Here is a 16,923-nt window from a genome sequence, read left to right as displayed (position 1 = left end):
CACGGGGTTCCCGTCCGGTATCGGCCGGCGTTCGTGCGGGCGTGAGTTCGGACTCGCGGGGCCTGTGCTAGCCTGCCGGCCCTCTCGCGCCCACCCCCACGATGCTCCCCATCCATTTTCTAACCTCGCCCACCGCCAGACGATCCGGGGCCTTCGCGCGCCGGCACGCGGTGCTCGTGCTGGTGTTCGGGTGCGGCATGGTTGCGGGACCCGCCGTGAGCGCCCCGGTGCCGCCCGTTCCTCGCATCGCGCTCGAGCACGACGGCGTGGTGCAGGCCGGCAGTCTGGTCGAGATTCACTGGGACGATCCCGGCGCTTCGGTCGAGGAACTCGAGCTGCTGCTCTCGCTCGACGACGGACGCAGCTTTCCGCTCCGCGTGACCCCCGAGCTGGAAGGCCGCGAAACGCACTTTCGCTGGCGCGTCCCGCGGTTGGCCACTCGGACCGCGCGATTGCAGCTGCGCATGCACGTTGACGAACGGGAGCACGAGTCGGCGGCCGGCGAACGCTTCACGATCGAACTCGCGGCCGGCGACGCACCCGAGCGCGACCTGATGCACGAGGGTTTCTGGTGGCGCGGGCTCGACTCGGAGGGCGGCCCTTACCCGCTCGGCTGGGGTCCTGCCCGCGTGGCGCTCTCGCTCGCATCGACGTGCGAGCTCATCGCATGCGACGCACCGGCTCGCGCACTCGAGCGCAGTGCGACGGCGGGTGTGCGCCTCGTCGGGCCGCGGTGCCCGTGCCGAACCACGATGGGTTCGTCCATCGAACGATTTCTGCCTCCGCGCCGGTTCCCGATGCAAACGTGAGTCGCGTGCTTCCGTGAACTGGAAGCCTGTGACCCCATGCCGTTCGTCATCGTGGATTCATCCCGGAGGGACACTCCATGTCCTGGTTCCTGGTGCTGCCGATCGCGCTCGCTACGGCGCCCGGCGGCACATTCACCGATTCGACCGTGGTGCCGCTGGAAGGCATCTCGATCACCGGCTCGCGCGTGCCGGAGAGCGTGCTGCGCACGCCGGCGGCGCTGTCGGTCGTCACGAAAAATACGCTGCGCTCGACGCGCGGGATCAGCCTGCTCGACGGACTCGCTCGAGTACCGGGCGTGTTCTCGCAGAGTCGCGGCGGCGGGCAGGACGTTCGCATCACGATTCGCGGCTATGGCGCGCGCGGAAACGGCGAACGATCGAATGCCGGAAACATGCGCGGCATTCGCGTGCTCACCGACGGCATTCCACTCACCGAGCCCGACGGCCGCACCTCGCTCGAGTTCATCGATCTGGGCTCGGCCGACCGGATCGAGGTGCTGCGCAGCAACGGATCCGTCGTTTACGGCAATGCCTCGGGCGGCGTGGTGCAGCTTCGCACCGCATTCGATTTCGAGCGACCGTGGATCGAATACCAGGAGCGCGCAGGGTCGTTCGGCTATCACCGCGAACAGGGCGCGGCCGGCATCGCGATGGGCAGCGGACGCGGCACCGTCTCGGTTTTCAACTCGAACTTCGACGGCTGGCGGGCCCACAGTCGCAGCACCACCACGTCGATCCAGTCGCGCTTCTCGGCGCCGCTCGACGACCGCACGCGGCTCGGTGTGCTGGCGGATTTCGTCAGCAATCTGAACTTCTTTCCGGGCGCGCTGACGCAGGCGCAGCTCGAGGCCGATCCCGAGCAGGCGAACCCAACTTTCGTCACCCGGAACGAGCGGCGCTTCAATCGGGCGGGCCGACTCGGCTTCTCGCTGGAGCGCGGACTCGAGGGCAATACGAGCGTTTCGGCGACGCTGTTTGCGGAACCCAAGTCGCTTCAGCGCTCCGAGCGCAATCGATTCCGCGATTTCAATCGCTATCACATCGGTGGAAACCTCGCGGTGCAACATCGCACCACGTTCAGCTCCGAGCTCTACGGCACCTGGACTGCCGGCGCCGACGATCAGTTCCAGGACGGCGCGATCCAGTTCTACAACCTCGCCCCGGGCGGCAATCGAAGCACCACCGTATTCCAGAACAAGCGCGAGGGTTCCAACTCGGCCGGTGGCTTCGTTCAAGCTGAGTTGACCTGGAGCGAGCAGTGGGCGGTACGCGTGGCTGCCCGTTACGACAACCTCTGGTACCTGTCGGAGGATCGAGTGACGCCGCGGCTCAATGCGACCAAACGCTTCACTCAGGTGACGCCGAAGGGTTCGGTCGCGCGCATGTTCGAGCGGCACACGATCTACGCCTCGGTCGGTGGAGGCGTCGAGGCTCCGGCATTCAACGAGATCGATCCGCCGCCGCCTTATGACACGCTCACGAGTTTCAACCCGTTCCTCGAGCCGATGAGTTCGACCAGCTATGAGTTCGGAGCCAAGGGCGAGTTCGCAGCGCAGGACTCGCGCTTCGGTCGCCTCAGCTACGACGCGGCGTTGTACTGGATCGACGTGCGCAACGAAGTGGTGCCGTTCAACGGCGGCGCGTTCTTCTTTACCGCCGGCAAGTCGCGACGGCGCGGAGCTGAACTGGGGCTCGGGTGGTCGCCGGTCGACAAGCTCTCGTTCAATGGTGCGCTGACGTTCTCGCAGAACGAGTACGTCGAATACCAGAACGAACTCGGCGACTTCGACGGCAACGACGTCGCGGGACTTCCCGAGGCGCTGGTCAACGTCGAAGCCCGTTACCAGCTGCCGGCGGGGCTCAGCGTGTCCGGCAACTTGAAGCACGTCGGTCACTACTTCGCCGACGACGCGAACACCGCGTTCGTCGAGGGCTACGTGCTGTACGGCGCGCTGCTCGAGTACGCGCACGCGATGCCGATCGGCGTCATGCGCGCGTTCGTCAGCGGCGACAATCTGACCGACGAGGAGCACGTTTCGTCGGTGTTCATCAACGGCATCAGCGGGCAGTACTTCGAGCCCGGTCTGCCGCAGAACTGGTCGGCAGGGCTCAGCCTCTCGATCCGCTGACGCTCGCGATGCCCGCACGCGAGAGCCTTGCAGTGCACGAACAAACGGGGACCGAAGTCGCTTTCGGTCCCCGTTTGCGTGCGCTTCCCCCGACCGACAAGGCAGCGGTGGTCCGACTCCTCAGTGACCGGCCCCCGATTGCGATCGACCTCGGAGCTTCGTGCCGCCCGCCCCTTGCCTGTCGTGGTTCGAGGCCTTGCGACCTCGTTCAAGTCATAGGGCAAGTCGAGGGCCATTCATCGGGCGCTGACTTCACGCGCAGGAGGAACGCAATTGCGCCGGATTCCATGAGACCTGCTCGACTCGACCGGCGCCCCAGTGGTCGCGCGTGACGCCCTCGGCGTCGAGGCGGCGACGAGCGTGACGAATCGGGGCCGTCCGACGGGCTTCGCTCGCCAGCCGAACTCTTTCTCTTGACGGCTGCACGCGTGTGCAGTACGGTCCCGCACGTGCTAGGGCCCTGACGGACCCACCCCGAAGGAGAAGAAGCCATGCTCAGTGAGCGGGCGAGAGAGATTCTCGACTACATCCGGACCTTCGCTCGCGAGCGAGGCTACCCGCCGACCATTCGCGAGATCGGCGAAGCATTCGAGATCATGTCGACCAATGGCGTCCGACATCATCTGACGTCGCTCGAGCGGGAAGGCTTCATCCGCCGCAACGCGAAGATTTCGCGCGGGATCGATCTGCTCCTGCATGACGACGGACCACTACCGCAACTCGGCGGCATTCCGATTCTCGGGCGCGTCGCGGCAGGCGAACCGATTCTCGCCGAGACTTCGTTCGACGAATCGCTCAAGCCCGGCGAGCTGTTCGGCGATACGCAGGGACTGTTCGCGCTGAAGGTTCGCGGTGACAGCATGATCGACGCGGGGATCCTCGAAGGAGACTTCGTGATCGTTCGCAGTCAGGATCGTGCTTCGTCGGGTGACATGATCGTCGCGTTGATCGGCGATGAGGCGACGGTGAAGTACTACCGCCCTCGCGGAACCCACCTCGAACTCGAACCGGCGAACGAGAAGTACAAGCCGATCCTGGTTGGAAGCGATCAGGAGTTTCGTGTGCTCGGAATCGTGAAAGGTGTCATGCGAACCGTCGGTCGCTGAGTCGCTCGGCACCGGCACCCCGAACGGGAGCGAAAGCTCCCGTTTTTCGGACCCATTAACTGCACATCCGTTCAGCACCCCGCAGGAGGCGGCATCATGAGCAATGTCATCGCTCCCTCAGTTCAGAACGCTCTGCTTGGCCGATGGGAGCCCGTGTACCGGAGTCGACTCCACTATCTCGTCACCTGGAGCACGCGCGGTCGGCGACCGGTCATGAAGGACCGCCATGCGGTGACGCTCGAGTCCTTGATTCGCACGCTGTGCGAGGAGCGGGGATTCGAAGTCGTCGATCTCGCGGTCGGACTCGATCACGTTCACGTGCTCATGGGCCTGCGTCCGGCGCAGAGCATCGCGAGCGCGATTCGAGAGCTCAAGGGTCGCACCAGTGTGGTGCTGCTCGAGCGACACCCCGAGTTGCGTGTGTGGCTGGGCGGGAATCTGGTGTGGGACGAACGCTACGCGGTCGAGACCGTGAGCGCATCGAGGCTCGAGCGAGTGCAGTCGCGACTGCACACCGTGCACCGTTCGCATCATCGCGTCAGCGACGAGTCGAACCTGGCTCGGGCCAGCTAGGCACCGAGGATTCACCCCGCCATGCCGAAACTCACGACAACTTGCTCTGCCTCGGCGTGGCGGGGATTCGTTTTGCGGTCGGCGTTTCAGCACCGGACGCCAGGACGGCTGCTGAGAGAACGAGTGCCGCGCCTGCCCACTGCAGTGATTCGAGGCGTTCGCCCAGAAATACCCACGCCGAGATGACCGCGACGACCGGCTCGAGTGTCGCAACGATGCCCGCTTCGGCGGCCGGCATGCGCTGGAGCCCGAAATTGAAGAGTACGAACGGCGCGAGGGTCGAGAGTAGGCCGAGAGCCACGAACATCAGCCACAGATCGGCGCCGTACCCGGCGGCGGCGATTCGCCACGGTGGCGCGACGATCGCAAGGACGACCGCCGCGGTCGAGAACGAGTAGAACAGCGTCGTCTCGGGTCGATGCGTCTTGAGTATCCGTTTCGAGAGCAGGATGTAGCCCGCAAAAAAGGCTGCCGACGCAAAACTCACCGCCCATTGCAGCGGAGTGGCATCCGCCGCCTCTCGAGGGACGCGACTCACGAGCAGCGCAGTTCCACTCGCCGCCATCAACACGGCGAGCGCAGTCTCACGGCGAGTCGGCTGGCGGCGGATCAGGTGGAGCGCCACGATCAACGAAGGCGCCAGATACTGCAGCAGGATCGCCAGTCCCACGCCCAGATGCGCGATCGAGTAGTAGTAGCTGACCTGGACCAGCGTGACACCGACGGCACCGAGAACGACCAGTTCGAGCAGTGCGCTCGCTGACACTCGAAACGCACTCGGGTCTCGAATCGCGAGCCAGAGTCCGAGTACCGCGACCGCGATCGCGAGGCGCAACTCGACAACCACGAACGGCGAAACGCTTCGATCATGAAAGACGAAGCGAGCGAGCGTCGCGGTTGTTCCCCACAACGTTGCGGCCCCCGCGACCAGCCAGCGGCCGTTTCCGGCGCGGCGCGTGGCGGCTGCTGCTGCGGCGGTGGCGAGCGGCTCGCCAGGCACCCGGCTCACTTCACAGCAGCTTGCGGCGCTGCAGCTTCAGGGTTCGGACGCCCTTCGTGCCTTCTACCACGATTTCGATATGACTTCCGGGCTCGCCTTCGAGTGCTCGACCGAGTGTCGTCAGATCGGTCGAGGCCGCCTGGCGGCCGTCGATGCTCACCACCCGATCGCCGACGGAGATGCCCTCCGCGGCGGCCGGAGAATCTTCCACCACGCCCGTGACCCGAACTTCGGTACCCCGGCGTTCGAGTTGGAGTCCCGGCGTCGAGTATTCGAAAGGTCGAGGATCTGGATCGGCGGCGGGAGCGAGCCATAGCACTCGATTCGGATAGTCGATCGTCACTCGAAAAGCTTTGAGGAACGAGTATCCGATCAAGCCATGCACCGATTCTCCCGCGATCTGGCTGAGCACCGCCTGAAGCGGCGAGTCCATGAGGATCGCATCGTGATCCCGGATCGCGACGGTCTCCGCGCGCCACGGCTCCTTTGCGGTACGGCGATCCGCGTCCTGCGCATTCTTCGTTCGCAGCTCAGCGGAATCGGCAGCCGTTCGGCTCGACTCGTCCGAAACTGCATTCGCCGAATCCTCCTGCGCTTTCGCCACTGGCGTCGCAGGATTGGCGTTCGCGGATGCGTTGCCGCCCAGCGTGGCGCTGACTGCGGGCCGCATGCGGCGTGTGGTTTTCGAGGCGTGGGCAGTGGATGCGTTCGACGGTGGAGTCTCGCGCGGCGTCCCGGCCTCCGCAGCAGCCGCCGAATGCGGCACGAAGCCCTCGAGCTCCAGTCTCGGTACGCGCACCACGCATGCGGACGGTGTTCCGAACAGGGTCGGGAGTGTGATGCCGCAGATCGCATTCCACGATTTTGGATCGACGCGAAGTTCCTCGAGCGAGGATCGAAAAAGGGTGCTCTTGGTGGCTCCGGTATCGAGCACCAGAGTGAACGGCTTGGAACGCGCGAATCGGCTGACCACGATGCGCGCGGTCACGAGGATCTTGCCGTCGCCTGCGAGCCGAAACGGAATGGCGCGCGCACCGACCCCGTAGAACGAACTCGCCACGACGCGCGAAGCCTCGAGCGCGGGGGAGCCCGCATCATGACCTGCCGACGGCACCATCGTGACGCGACGTGCGACATAGTCGAGGACCAGCGCGCGATCCTGATAGAGCCGCTGACCCAGAAGCCCGAGCACCGGTCGGTCGGTGACGCGGCGAATCACGTCGGCATCAATCGTCATGATCGGTTGAACGAAGTCGATCGAGTGATCGCCGATCTGGAATCGCTTCAACGCACGCGGAGCAAGCGACGGGGTGCCGCCAAACGGAATCGAATCCGCGATTCCGAGCCACATTGCGAGCGAATCGTCGATTGCGAGAAAGCCGGCCCCGGTGTCGAGCACGAACGTCCCCGCCGAGTCGCCACCATCTGCAGACACGGTTGCTTTTGCAATGACAAGACCTTCATACAATTCGAACGGAAAAGAATAGGCTCCGTCTGGGAGCGAGTCCTGCCGGGTCGACGAGGTCTCCGCGCTCGTGATCGTCGGGAGCCAGACTGAGACGACGAGTGCGATCCCGAGCGGGAACAGCATTCGCGCGAGCCGACCCTTCGCCACACCTCGCGGCTCCGGATTATGCCGTGGCTCGACCGCTCGATCGGCGCGCACTAGTCGCGGGCCCTCGCGAATTCGGTTCCGTATTCCATCGCCTCGGCGCCGTTCTCGAGCATCGTGCACCGACCGGTGAAGAACACGCCCGGCTCCATCACCACGCTGGTCGCGGTGACATCGCCTTCGATTCGGCAGCCGGTCTTCATCTCGATGACGCCGAGTGCTCGAATACTGCCGTGGACCCGGCCGAGGATCAGCGCACTCTTGACCTCGACATCCGATCGCATGATGCCGTGCTCACCAACTTCGAGCCGGTCGCAGTTCAGGATGTCGCCCTCATACTCGCCATCGATCCGAAGCGTGCCCGTGATCATGAGCGTTCCACGCACGCTCGACCCCACGCCGACGTAGGTGTTCGGCGCCTCGGGGACTTCCGACGTGCTCGCGCGAGGTCTGAATCTCATCATAGCTCCTCCGTGATCCGGTACACGAGATTCGCGGGGTTCGACTTAGCGCCGCCCCCCGATTGCGTCCTCAATGCGCTACATCACACCCCACGCTTCGAAGAGTCGCTCGAGATCTTCTTGTCCGTAGTACTCGAACTCGATCCTGCCGCCCTTGCGCCCTGGAACGATGGCGACATGCGTCGAGAATCGCTGCTGGAGCTTGTTCTCCCACTCGGTCAGGCCGCTCGAACGCGCCGCCTTGGGTCGCGCGTGCTGGCGTCGAAGCTTTCGCGCCACGAACGCCTCGGTTCGGCGCACCGAAAAGCCCTTCGAGGAGACATAGCGCGCCGACGTCAGCTGATCGCCCGCGTTCTCCAGCGAGATGAGTGCCCGACCGTGCCCAGCGCTCAATGTTCCACGTGAAACCATGTCCTGTACTTCTGTCGGAAGTCCAAGCAGGCGAATCGAGTTCGTGATCGTGCTGCGCTGTTTTCCGACTCTCTCGCTCAGCTGATCGTGCGTCAGCCCGACCTTCTGCATGAGCGCCTGGTAGCCCTTGGCTTCGTCGATCGGATTCAGATCCTCGCGCTGGACGTTCTCGATCAGCGCCATCTCCATCATCTCGCGCTCATCGACCGTACGGACGATGACGGGAACCTGCTTGAGACCCGCCAATGCCGCCGCACGAAGGCGTCGCTCGCCCGCGACCAGCTCGAAGGAATCCGCTTCGAGCTGACGCACGATCATCGGCTGGATGATGCCGCTCGACTTGATCGACTCTGCGAGCTCTCGAAGCGAGTCATCGTTGAAACGCGTGCGCGGCTGAAAGGGATTCGAACCGATCTGGTCGATCGGAATCGAGCGAATAGCCTCTCCGGTGGAGGTGGCCGGACTCTCCACAGGGGCTGGAAGCGTCGCGGTCGCCTGTGCGCCCGCTCCGGGAATCAACGCTTCGAGTCCACGACCAAGGGCGTTCCTAGGCATGATCCAATACCTCCCGCGCGAGCTCTCGATAGCTGTCCGCGCCGCTGCTATGTGGGTCGTAGAGAACGATCGGCTTGCCGAACGACGGAGCTTCGCTGAGTCGGACGTTTCTCGGAATCACGGTGCGATACACACGATCGGAGAAGAATTTTCGAGCCTCGTCGGCGACTTGTTGGGACAGATTGAGCCGTGCGTCGAACATCGTCAACAACACACCCTCGATTCGAAGCGACGGGTTCAGGCTGTTCTGGACCAGGCCGATCGCGTTGATGAGTGAAGTCAAGCCCTCGAGTGCGAGGTACTCGCATTGCAGGGGGATCAGTACCGAGTCCGCGGCCGTCAACGCATTGATGGTGAGCATCCCCAGCGCCGGTGGGCAGTCGAGGATGATGTACTCGTACTCGTCGCGCACCGGGGCGAGGCTGCTCTTCAGGCGGTTCTCGCGCGCCATCATGCCGACGAGCTCGACTTCCGCGCCCGATAGACGTTGGCCCGCAGGCACGAGATCGAGGTTCGAGAGCGCAGTCGGCATGCTCGCAGCGCGCATCTCGATCTGGCCGAGCAGCGCCTCGTAGATGCTGGTTCGTTGATCGTTGCCATTGATTCCCAGTCCGCTCGTCGCGTTACCCTGTGGATCAATGTCGATCAGCAGAACGTGCTTGCTCTCTTGAGCGAGGCACGCAGCCAGATTGATGGCGGTCGTGGTCTTCCCGACGCCGCCCTTCTGGCTGGCGATAGCGATGACTTTGGCCATTCCGTTGGATTCTTAGGGCGGACATCGTGTCCACCGCGTGAATCTCGGTGGTGTGAACTTGGGGCGGGCACAGTAGCAACAGCCGAGCGATCGCTCAAGGCGTATGTTCCACGTGGAACTTCGTCACGCGAAACGACAGAAGGCTAAGCGGTCCTTGTGAATCTGCACACGACATTGGGGCCGGATCCGACTCCGAGCAGGCCCTCGAGGCGCCAGTGAGAACGCCACTCCGGCGCGTCCTCCATCTCCTTGTCGCGACCGCTGCCTTTCCAGAGGAAGGCCTGCCCACCGGTTACAACGAATCGATTTGCGAGCTCGAGGGTCGGGGTCAGCTTCATGGTCGCGCGCGAGGTGAAGCCATCGAAGTCATGCGCGAATTCCTCGTTCTCGACCAGCGATTCGAGTCGTTCCGTCACCACCTTGACGTGGCGAAGCGCGAAATCCTGGCAGATCTTTCGCAGAAAGAGAGTCTTGTTGCGGCGCGATTCCACCAGCGTCCAGTGATCACCGACTCCGCAAATGGCGAGCAGCAGACCCGGAAATCCAGCGCCACTTCCCAAATCGAGCCAACGGTTTCCGCCATTTTGCTTGAGCCAGTGGGCGGGTTCGATCGACTCGACCACATGACGTTCGACGACTCGCACCTCGTCGCCGGCCGAGATCAGGTTCGAGGCGCCGCGATTCCACTCGAGCAAGGCGCGCGTGAACAGCTTGAGCTTTTCGAGCGTCGTGTCGGGTTCCGCACCGAGCCGCAACAGATGAGGGATCAGCGAATCCCAGTTCTGGCGCTCGACCATGCGTTCCGGACTGGCATTCGCGCGTCGTCTGGGCGGCGCAAACTCACCTCGCCGTGCGGTGGAGGATCCCCGTCCGGCACGCTCGGACCGCTCGCCTCGCGAATCCCCTCCGAAGCCCTGGCCGCGCGCCGAACCGGAGCCACCGCGCGAGTCACGGGCGAACCCCGAGCCGCTGCCGGCGCCAGTCCCGCCGCGCGAGTCAGGCCGACCGCTGGTGCCGGGCCCGCGGCGCGATGAGCCGGAAGCTCCCGGCCCTGCTGGAGCTCCCGGACCGCGCCTCGAACTCTTGGTCGCGCCCACACGGCCCTCGGAAGCCGAGCCGCGACGAATCTCCCCCGAAACACGGGCAGGCCGGGTCGACGTGCGGGAATCGCGGCGATTCGAGTTCGAGCGTGGCGGAGTCATGGCTCGCGCACTCTACGCGAGCGGCGGCCCGGCCGTACACAGGGCGGCACTGCGAGCACCGCGTACGCAGCCTGGCTCGCGGACCGAAGCGCGGTGCTACTCGCTGCGAATCACGATCTCGCCCGACTCCTCGAGATCGAAGCGTTCCGCCAGCGGTTCCTTCGGAAGCCCCGGCATGCGCAGGATCTCTCCGGTGATCGGCACGATGAATCCGGCGCCGGCTGCGAGTTGAATCTCGCGCACCGTGACGAGAAAGTCTTTCGGCCGACCGAGCAGCGCGGGATTGTCCGACAGCGACTGCTGCGTCTTGGCGATGCAGACCGGCAGCTTGTCGAAACCGAGCTTCTCGAGCTGCGCGCGATCGCGCCTGGCGCGGGTGCTGAAGTCGACCGCCTCGGCGCCGTACATCTCGCGCGCGATGATCTGGATCTTCTCGGCGATCGGCGCGTTCCAGTCGTAGAGCGGGCGAAAGTGCGGGCGATTCGCCGAAACGCGATCGCGCACCACCTCGGCGAGCGCCCGGCAGCCATCGCCCCCTTCGGTGAATGGCTTCGAGGGCACCGCTTCGATCCCGACCGCCGCGCAGTGTCTGCGCACCATTTCCGCCTCTTCGACGGTATCGGTTGGAAAGTGGTTGATGGCGACCACGCACGGCTGTTCGAACTTTCGAATGTTCTCGAGATGCTTGTCGAGGTTGGCGAGACCGCGCTCCACCGCCGCGACGTCGGGCGAGGCGATCTGCGCCAGCGGAACTCCGCCGTGCATCTTGAGCGCGCGCAGCGTGGCGACCAGCACCGTGCAGCTCGGCGCGAATCCACCGTAGCGGCAGTTGATGTCGAAGAACTTCTCCGCGCCGAGCTCGAACGCGAAACCCGCCTCGGTCACGACGATGTCCGCCAGTGAGAGCGCCATGCGAGTGGCGGCGATCGAGTTGGTGCCGTGAGCGATGTTCGCGAACGGGCCGCCGTGAATGAACGCCGGAACGCCTTCCACGGTCTGCACGAGATTCGGCTTGATCGCGTCCTTGAGCAGCGCGCACATCGCGCCGACCGCCTTGAGGTTCGCCGCGGTCACCGGCGAACCATCCGACCGGAAGCCCACCACGATGCGCGCGAGCCGCGTCTTGAGATCGCCGATGTCGCTTGCGAGGCACAAGACCGCCATCACTTCGCTGGCGGCCGAAATGTCGAAACCGGTCTCGCGCGGTACCCCTTCGGTGCGCCCACCCAGCCCGCTCACCATGAAGCGCAAAGCGCGATCGTTCATGTCCATCGCCCGGCGCCAGATCACGCGGCGCGAATCGAGCCCCAGCTGATTGCCGTGATGCAGGTGGTTGTCGAGCATCGCGGCGAGCAGATTATTGGCGCTGGTGACGGCGTGAATGTCGCCCGTGAAGTGCAGATTGATGTCGTCCGACGGCACCACCTGCGAGGCTCCACCGCCGGTTCCGCCGCCCTTCATGCCGAGAAACGGCCCGAGCGACGGCTCTCGCAACGCCACGGCGGCCCGCATGCCGATCTTCGCGAGCCCCTGCGACAGTCCGACCGAGGTGGTGGTCTTGCCTTCGCCAGCCGGCGTCGGCGTGATCGCCGATACCAGCACCAGCGCACCGCGCGGGACACGCCCCGCGAGTGCGGCGGGAGGGATCTTCGCCTTGTAGCGACCGTAGGGTTCGAGGGCTTCCGGATCGAGTTCGAGCTGGCGGGCGATTTCGAGGATCGGGCGCATGGCGGCGCACTATAGCAAGGTGGATCCTGACCGCTCGCCCGATTGCGCGATCCGCACGCGATCGCGTCAGTGCGTGAGTGGCTCCGCTTCGACCGTTGCCGCTTCGGGGCGTCGCCGTGACATCACCATGAGCACCGCGACATCCGATGGCGAGACGCCGGAGATTCGCGCCGCCTGACCGAGCGTCGCGGGTCGCCAGCGCAACAGCTTCTCCCGCGCTTCGCGTGACAATGCATTCAAGTCACCGTCCCAGACCGAGGTCGGGATCGGAGCGCCCTCGACCGTCATCGCTCGCGCGGCCGCACGCTCCTGTCGTTCGATGTAGCCGCGGTAGCGGGTGCGGATCTCGAGCGCGTCGGCCCACGCCGCGGGCAGCTCGCTGTGCACGCCCAGCTCCGCCAGGCGCTGGTGGCTCGATTCCGGCCGGGCGAGATACTCCAGTGCGCGCACCGACCGCGGCTCTTCCGGCGGCGGGTCGGCAGAGCTCGTGGAGCCGGCGGGGCCGGCAGGGCCGGCAGGACCGGCGAGCGAGTGCGCGGGAATCCTCACGCTGATTCGCGAGAGACGCCGCTCCTCGGCTTCGATCGCCGCGTACTTCTCGCGCACACGCTCCCGTTGGGCATCGCTCAGCAGCCCGAGTGCGTGTCCGATCGGAGCCAGCCGCTGGTCGGCATTGTCGGCGCGCAGCAGCAGCCGATGCTCGGCCGCCGATGTGAACATGCGATAGGGCTCGGTGTGCTCGCGCGACACCAGATCGTCCACCAGGACCCCGACGTACGCCTGATCGCGTCGCAACACCAGCGGGTCACGCCCCAGCACCTGCAGCGCGGCGTTGACGCCGGCGACCCAGCCCTGTGCGGCGGCCTCCTCGTAGCCCGAAGTTCCGCAGATTTGGCCGGCCAGGAACAGCCCGCGCACCTGCTTCAACTCGAGCGTCGGCCGCAATTGGTGCGAACTCACGAAGTCGTATTCGACCGCGTAGCCGGGTCGAATCATCTCGGCGTACTCGAGCCCCTCCATGGTGCGGATGAACTCGAGCTGCACCTCTTCGGGCATGCTCGACGACACGCCGTTCACGTAGATCTCGGGCACACTGCGCCCCTCGGGCTCGAGGAACACCTGATGCGACTCGCGTTCGGGAAATTTGACGACCTTGTCCTCGATCGAAGGGCAGTAGCGCGGCCCGGTGCCGCGAATCGCGCCTGAATAGAGCGGCGAGCGAGCGAGATTGCGGCGGATCACCTGGTGCGTCTTCGCATTCGTGTGCGTGAGGTGACACAACACCTGCTGCAACTCGAGCCGTTCGGTCCAGTACGAGAAGGGCTGAGGGGGATCATCACCCGACTGAGGCGCCACGGCCGACCAGTCGATGCTGTCGCGGTGCAGCCGCGGCGGGGTGCCGGTCTTGAGGCGACCCAGTTCGAGTCCCAGGTCGGCGAGGCAATCGCTGAGCGCTCGTGCCGCGTGCTCGCCGATCCGTCCGCCCTCGATGCGTCGTTCCCCCACGTGAATGAGGCCGTTGAGAAACGTCCCCGGAGTGATGACCGCGGCCCGGCACTCGAGTCGGCGGCCGTCGTCCAGTTCGATCGCCACCAGCTGACCCGATGCGATCACCGCCCGATTGACCACGCCGGCGAGGCGCTCGAGGTTCGGCGTCGCCGCCAGGAGTCGCGCCATCTCCTCCGAGTAGAGCGGTTTGTCGCACTGCGCGCGCGGCGACCACACGGCGGGACCACGAGCACGGTTGAGCATCTTGAACTGGATGCCCGCCCGATCGGTGATCACCCCCATCACGCCACCGAGCGCATCCAGTTCACGCACCATGTGGCCCTTGGCGATTCCGCCGATCGCCGGATTGCACGACATCTTCGCCGAGTCTTCGAGCCGCACCGTGACGAGTGCGGTGTGGAGCCCGAGTCGTGCGCAGGCGATCGCAGCCTCGCAGCCGGCGTGCCCCGCTCCCACCACCACGATGTCGTAATCGGATCGCATGACGTTCCTACTTCCCGATGCAGAAGCGGCTGAAGATGCGGTCGAGCAATTCCTCGCTCACCGAGCGCCCGGTGACTTCACCGATCGCCGCGAGCGCCTCGCGAAGTTCGAGCGCTACGCATTCGCCCGGCGCGCTCGCACGGCCCGCCGCACCGGCGCGCACGACGGCCGCCTGCGCACGCGCCAGCGCCTCGGCGTGACGCGGGTTCGAGACCGCCTCGCCGAGTGCACCGTCGGTCGCGCCGAGTGCGGTTGCGAGCGCCTCGCGAAGCGCATCGACGCCAGCTCCGTGCAGCGCCGAGACCGGGACCGCCATGCTCGGGCCACCCGAGAGGAGCTCGGCCACTTCGGAGGATCCGACCCGGCAGTCGAGATCGCTCTTGTTGAGCGCCACCAGCGAGCGGCGCCCCGCGAGGGCGGAAGCGATCTGAAAATCCTCCGATGTCAGCGGCTGTGAGGCGTCGACCACCCACACCGCCAACGGGCTCGCGTTCAGTTCGCCGCGAGACCGTTCGACCCCGAGCGCCTCGATCGGGTCGCGCGTGGCCCGGATGCCGGCGGTATCGGAGAGCGTGACTCGAATGCCCGCCAGTTCGATCGCCTCGCTGACCCGGTCGCGGGTGGTGCCGGGCAACGGCGTGACGATCGCCCGTGCCTCGCCCAGCAGCGCGTTGAACAACGAGGACTTGCCGACGTTCGGACGCCCGATCAGGGGCACGCGCACACCTTCACGGATCGCGCGCGCGTAGCTTGAGCCCGCGAGCATCGCGCCCAGCTCGCTCGCGACCTCGTCGATCGAGGAAATCACGGCAGGCGGAACTTCGACGCCACCCACGTCCTCGGCGAAGTCGACGCGCGCCTCGATCTCTGCGAGGGCATCGCAGATTCGGTCGTGGAGGGCGTCGAGCCGGAGCGAAAGCGCGCCCGATAATTGAGCGAGCGCCAGATCGCTCGCTGCCTCGCTCGCCGCGGCGATCACGTCCGCGACCGCCTCGGCGCGCGTGAGATCGAGTCGACCGTTCAGAAATGCCCGCAGCGTGAACTCGCCGGGCCGCGCCAGACGCGCCCCCGCTGCCAGCAGCGCCGCCAGCACGCGGCGCGACGGTAGCTCGCCTCCATGGCAGGACAGCTCGATCACATGCTCCCGCGTGTAGGAGCGCGGTGCCCGAAACACCGCCGCCACCACTTCGTCGAGCCTCCGTTGAAGCGACGGCTCGACATCCGCCGGCCACCGCGCCCAGCCGTGGTGAAGCGTGTGGCTCGCGGCCTGGTCGAGCCGCATGCCACCCGCGAACACTCGATCGGCGACCTCGATCGCGGCGCGACCGCTCACCCGCACGACGGCGAGCCCGCCCGCTCCGGGAGGAGTCGCGATGGCGGCGATCGTGTCGTCGAGGATCGGAAGGGTCCCGCTCATGAAAGGTGCTCCAGCCTGCAACGAGAACGCGCCGGGGCCTCGAGGGCTCCGGCGCGTCATTCGAATCCGAACGGCGGGTGTGGCTTAGGAACCAGCGCCCGAGGTCTCGGCGGAATGCGCCGGAGCCACCGCCAGACGTTTGACCATTCCATCGCCGACCGACTGAGTTCGCACCCGTCCGTCTTCGCGCAGAGTGACGTGAATGATCCGACGCTCCTGAGCATTCAGGAACTCGGTCACCTGTTCGGCACCCGTCGTCACCGCCGCATCGGCGAGATGATGCGCGAGTTCGACCAGCTCGTCCTCGCGCTTCTTCCACGAGTCGTTGATCTCGAGCTGCAGATGGTAGTAGGCCCCGTCGCCGCGATTGAGGCTGCGCGTCAGCAGATGCTGCAGCGCGTCCCGCGTCTCGCCCTTGCGGCCGGTGAGCAACTCCTCACCCGAGGCCACCTGGATCACCAGGTCCACGCGATCGTCCGCCGCCGTGCCGGTTACGTGGGCATCGAATCCCATCGCCTTCAGCAGCTCCGAGGCATGGCGAACCGCAGTGTCCCGAAGCGCATCAGCGGGCATGCGGGGCCCGCGATCGCGGCGTTCGCGGTCATCGTCCCGATCGCGACGCGTGGAGCGCTCCCCGCGTTCCGGCAGCGTGATCTCCTCCACCTGCGCCTCCTCGACCGAGTCGTCGTCCATGTCATCGTCCGCTTCGTCATCCATGTCATCGTCCGAGTCGTCGTCGGAGTCCTCATCCGAGTCATCGTGCGAGTCCTCGTCCGAGTCATCGTGATGTTCCGCCGCATCGAGGTGCTCGTCGAGCTCGTCTTGAGCGTCGAACGCCTCGACTTCGTGATCTTCGAGCGGGTCGTGCGGCAGCTCGAGGCTCTCCGAAGTTCCCGCGTACACCTCTTCGGCGCGTGAGACGTCGAGCCCGCGTGGCTCGTCGTTCCGTTCGGGCTCGCGCCATGCCTGCGCCGGCTCGCTCGCGGCGTAGGCCGGTGCGGGCGGTGCGGCCGGGCGAATCGCCCGTGACGTCTCAGCCGGTTTCGGGTCGCCCGGCGAGGTGCGAATCCCTTCGCGGGACTCCGAATCCCGGCGGCGGCGACGGCCTCCGCGACGTCCGCGGCGACGACGGCGGCTTCCGTCATCCGCTGCTCCCGCTTCGGCTTCATCACGA

14 protein-coding genes are annotated in these 16,923 nt (G+C 65.9%); 4 read left to right on the top strand and 10 right to left on the bottom strand.

The window, feature by feature from the left end; all coding sequences use genetic code 11:
* The first annotated feature begins 215 nt into the window (after positions 1 to 215).
* From HOP12_04810 to tnpA, 4 genes are all read left to right on the top strand, one after another.
* Positions 216 to 809, top strand: a complete 594-nt coding sequence (locus HOP12_04810) for a hypothetical protein (GenBank protein NOT33475.1) — start codon at positions 216 to 218, stop codon at positions 807 to 809.
* A gap of 77 nt (positions 810 to 886) precedes the next feature.
* Positions 887 to 2,938 (top strand): TonB-dependent receptor, encoded by a 2,052-nt coding sequence (locus HOP12_04805; GenBank protein NOT33474.1) that lies wholly within the window; start codon positions 887 to 889, stop codon positions 2,936 to 2,938.
* Between the two features lie 491 nt (positions 2,939 to 3,429).
* Positions 3,430 to 4,044 (top strand): transcriptional repressor LexA, encoded by a 615-nt coding sequence (lexA, locus tag HOP12_04800; GenBank protein ID NOT33473.1) that lies wholly within the window; start codon positions 3,430 to 3,432, stop codon positions 4,042 to 4,044.
* A gap of 153 nt (positions 4,045 to 4,197) precedes the next feature.
* Complete coding sequence (gene tnpA / locus HOP12_04795; protein ID NOT33472.1) at positions 4,198 to 4,617, top strand: IS200/IS605 family transposase; 420 nt, start codon at positions 4,198 to 4,200, stop codon at positions 4,615 to 4,617.
* Positions 4,618 to 4,648: 31 nt separating this feature from the next.
* Here the strand turns inward: tnpA and HOP12_04790 are convergent, their stop codons facing one another.
* From HOP12_04790 to HOP12_04745, 10 genes are all read right to left on the bottom strand, one after another.
* Complete coding sequence (locus HOP12_04790; protein ID NOT33471.1) at positions 4,649 to 5,626, bottom strand: EamA family transporter; 978 nt, start codon at positions 5,624 to 5,626, stop codon at positions 4,649 to 4,651.
* Between the two features lies 1 nt (position 5,627).
* Positions 5,628 to 7,016, bottom strand: a complete 1,389-nt coding sequence (locus HOP12_04785) for a PDZ domain-containing protein (protein NOT33470.1) — start codon at positions 7,014 to 7,016, stop codon at positions 5,628 to 5,630.
* Positions 7,017 to 7,282: 266 nt separating this feature from the next.
* Complete coding sequence (locus tag HOP12_04780) at positions 7,283 to 7,690, bottom strand: polymer-forming cytoskeletal protein (GenBank protein ID NOT33469.1); 408 nt, start codon at positions 7,688 to 7,690, stop codon at positions 7,283 to 7,285.
* A gap of 78 nt (positions 7,691 to 7,768) precedes the next feature.
* Positions 7,769 to 8,656: a ParB/RepB/Spo0J family partition protein gene (locus tag HOP12_04775; GenBank protein NOT33468.1), complete on the bottom strand. Its 888-nt coding sequence runs from the start codon at positions 8,654 to 8,656 to the stop codon at positions 7,769 to 7,771.
* Positions 8,649 to 9,410 carry a ParA family protein gene (locus HOP12_04770; protein ID NOT33467.1) on the bottom strand — a complete coding sequence of 254 codons (762 nt, stop codon included), beginning with the start codon at positions 9,408 to 9,410 and terminating at the stop codon, positions 8,649 to 8,651. The genes HOP12_04775 and HOP12_04770 overlap by 8 nt, the downstream gene beginning before the upstream one ends.
* A 143-nt stretch (positions 9,411 to 9,553) precedes the next feature.
* The gene (gene rsmG / locus HOP12_04765; protein ID NOT33466.1) at positions 9,554 to 10,207 is read right to left on the bottom strand and encodes a 16S rRNA (guanine(527)-N(7))-methyltransferase RsmG; all 654 of its coding nucleotides are present in this window, start codon (positions 10,205 to 10,207) and stop codon (positions 9,554 to 9,556) included.
* Positions 10,208 to 10,708: 501 nt separating this feature from the next.
* Positions 10,709 to 12,340: a formate--tetrahydrofolate ligase gene (locus HOP12_04760; GenBank protein ID NOT33465.1), complete on the bottom strand. Its 1,632-nt coding sequence runs from the start codon at positions 12,338 to 12,340 to the stop codon at positions 10,709 to 10,711.
* Between the two features lie 66 nt (positions 12,341 to 12,406).
* Positions 12,407 to 14,332: a tRNA uridine-5-carboxymethylaminomethyl(34) synthesis enzyme MnmG gene (gene mnmG, locus HOP12_04755; protein ID NOT33464.1), complete on the bottom strand. Its 1,926-nt coding sequence runs from the start codon at positions 14,330 to 14,332 to the stop codon at positions 12,407 to 12,409.
* A 7-nt stretch (positions 14,333 to 14,339) separates the two neighbouring features.
* Positions 14,340 to 15,749, bottom strand: coding sequence for a tRNA uridine-5-carboxymethylaminomethyl(34) synthesis GTPase MnmE (gene mnmE, locus HOP12_04750; protein NOT33463.1), 1,410 nt, complete (start codon positions 15,747 to 15,749; stop codon positions 14,340 to 14,342).
* An 84-nt stretch (positions 15,750 to 15,833) separates the two neighbouring features.
* Positions 15,834 to 16,652 carry a hypothetical protein gene (locus HOP12_04745; GenBank protein NOT33462.1) on the bottom strand — a complete coding sequence of 273 codons (819 nt, stop codon included), beginning with the start codon at positions 16,650 to 16,652 and terminating at the stop codon, positions 15,834 to 15,836.
* Positions 16,653 to 16,923 lie beyond the last annotated feature (271 nt).

The sequence above is a fragment of the Candidatus Eisenbacteria bacterium genome, assembly GCA_013140805.1.
Classification (GTDB): domain Bacteria; phylum Eisenbacteria; class RBG-16-71-46; order RBG-16-71-46; family RBG-16-71-46; genus JABFRW01.
This window is presented reverse-complemented; position numbering and strand designations above follow the sequence as displayed.

Bases quoted from the DNA above. Each gene is read 5' to 3' on its own strand.
- HOP12_04805 (NOT33474.1), top strand. From the start codon at position 887: ATGTCCTGGTTCCTGGTGCTGCCGATCGCGCTCGCTACGGCGCCCGGC.
- lexA (NOT33473.1), top strand. From the start codon at position 3,430: ATGCTCAGTGAGCGGGCGAGAGAGATTCTCGACTACATCCGGACCTTC.
- HOP12_04780 (NOT33469.1), bottom strand. From the start codon at position 7,690: ATGAGATTCAGACCTCGCGCGAGCACGTCGGAAGTCCCCGAGGCGCCG.
- HOP12_04775 (NOT33468.1), bottom strand. From the start codon at position 8,656: ATGCCTAGGAACGCCCTTGGTCGTGGACTCGAAGCGTTGATTCCCGGA.
- HOP12_04770 (NOT33467.1), bottom strand. From the start codon at position 9,410: ATGGCCAAAGTCATCGCTATCGCCAGCCAGAAGGGCGGCGTCGGGAAG.
- rsmG (NOT33466.1), bottom strand. From the start codon at position 10,207: ATGGTCGAGCGCCAGAACTGGGATTCGCTGATCCCTCATCTGTTGCGG.
- HOP12_04760 (NOT33465.1), bottom strand. From the start codon at position 12,340: ATGCGCCCGATCCTCGAAATCGCCCGCCAGCTCGAACTCGATCCGGAA.
- mnmG (NOT33464.1), bottom strand. From the start codon at position 14,332: ATGCGATCCGATTACGACATCGTGGTGGTGGGAGCGGGGCACGCCGGC.
- mnmE (NOT33463.1), bottom strand. From the start codon at position 15,749: ATGAGCGGGACCCTTCCGATCCTCGACGACACGATCGCCGCCATCGCG.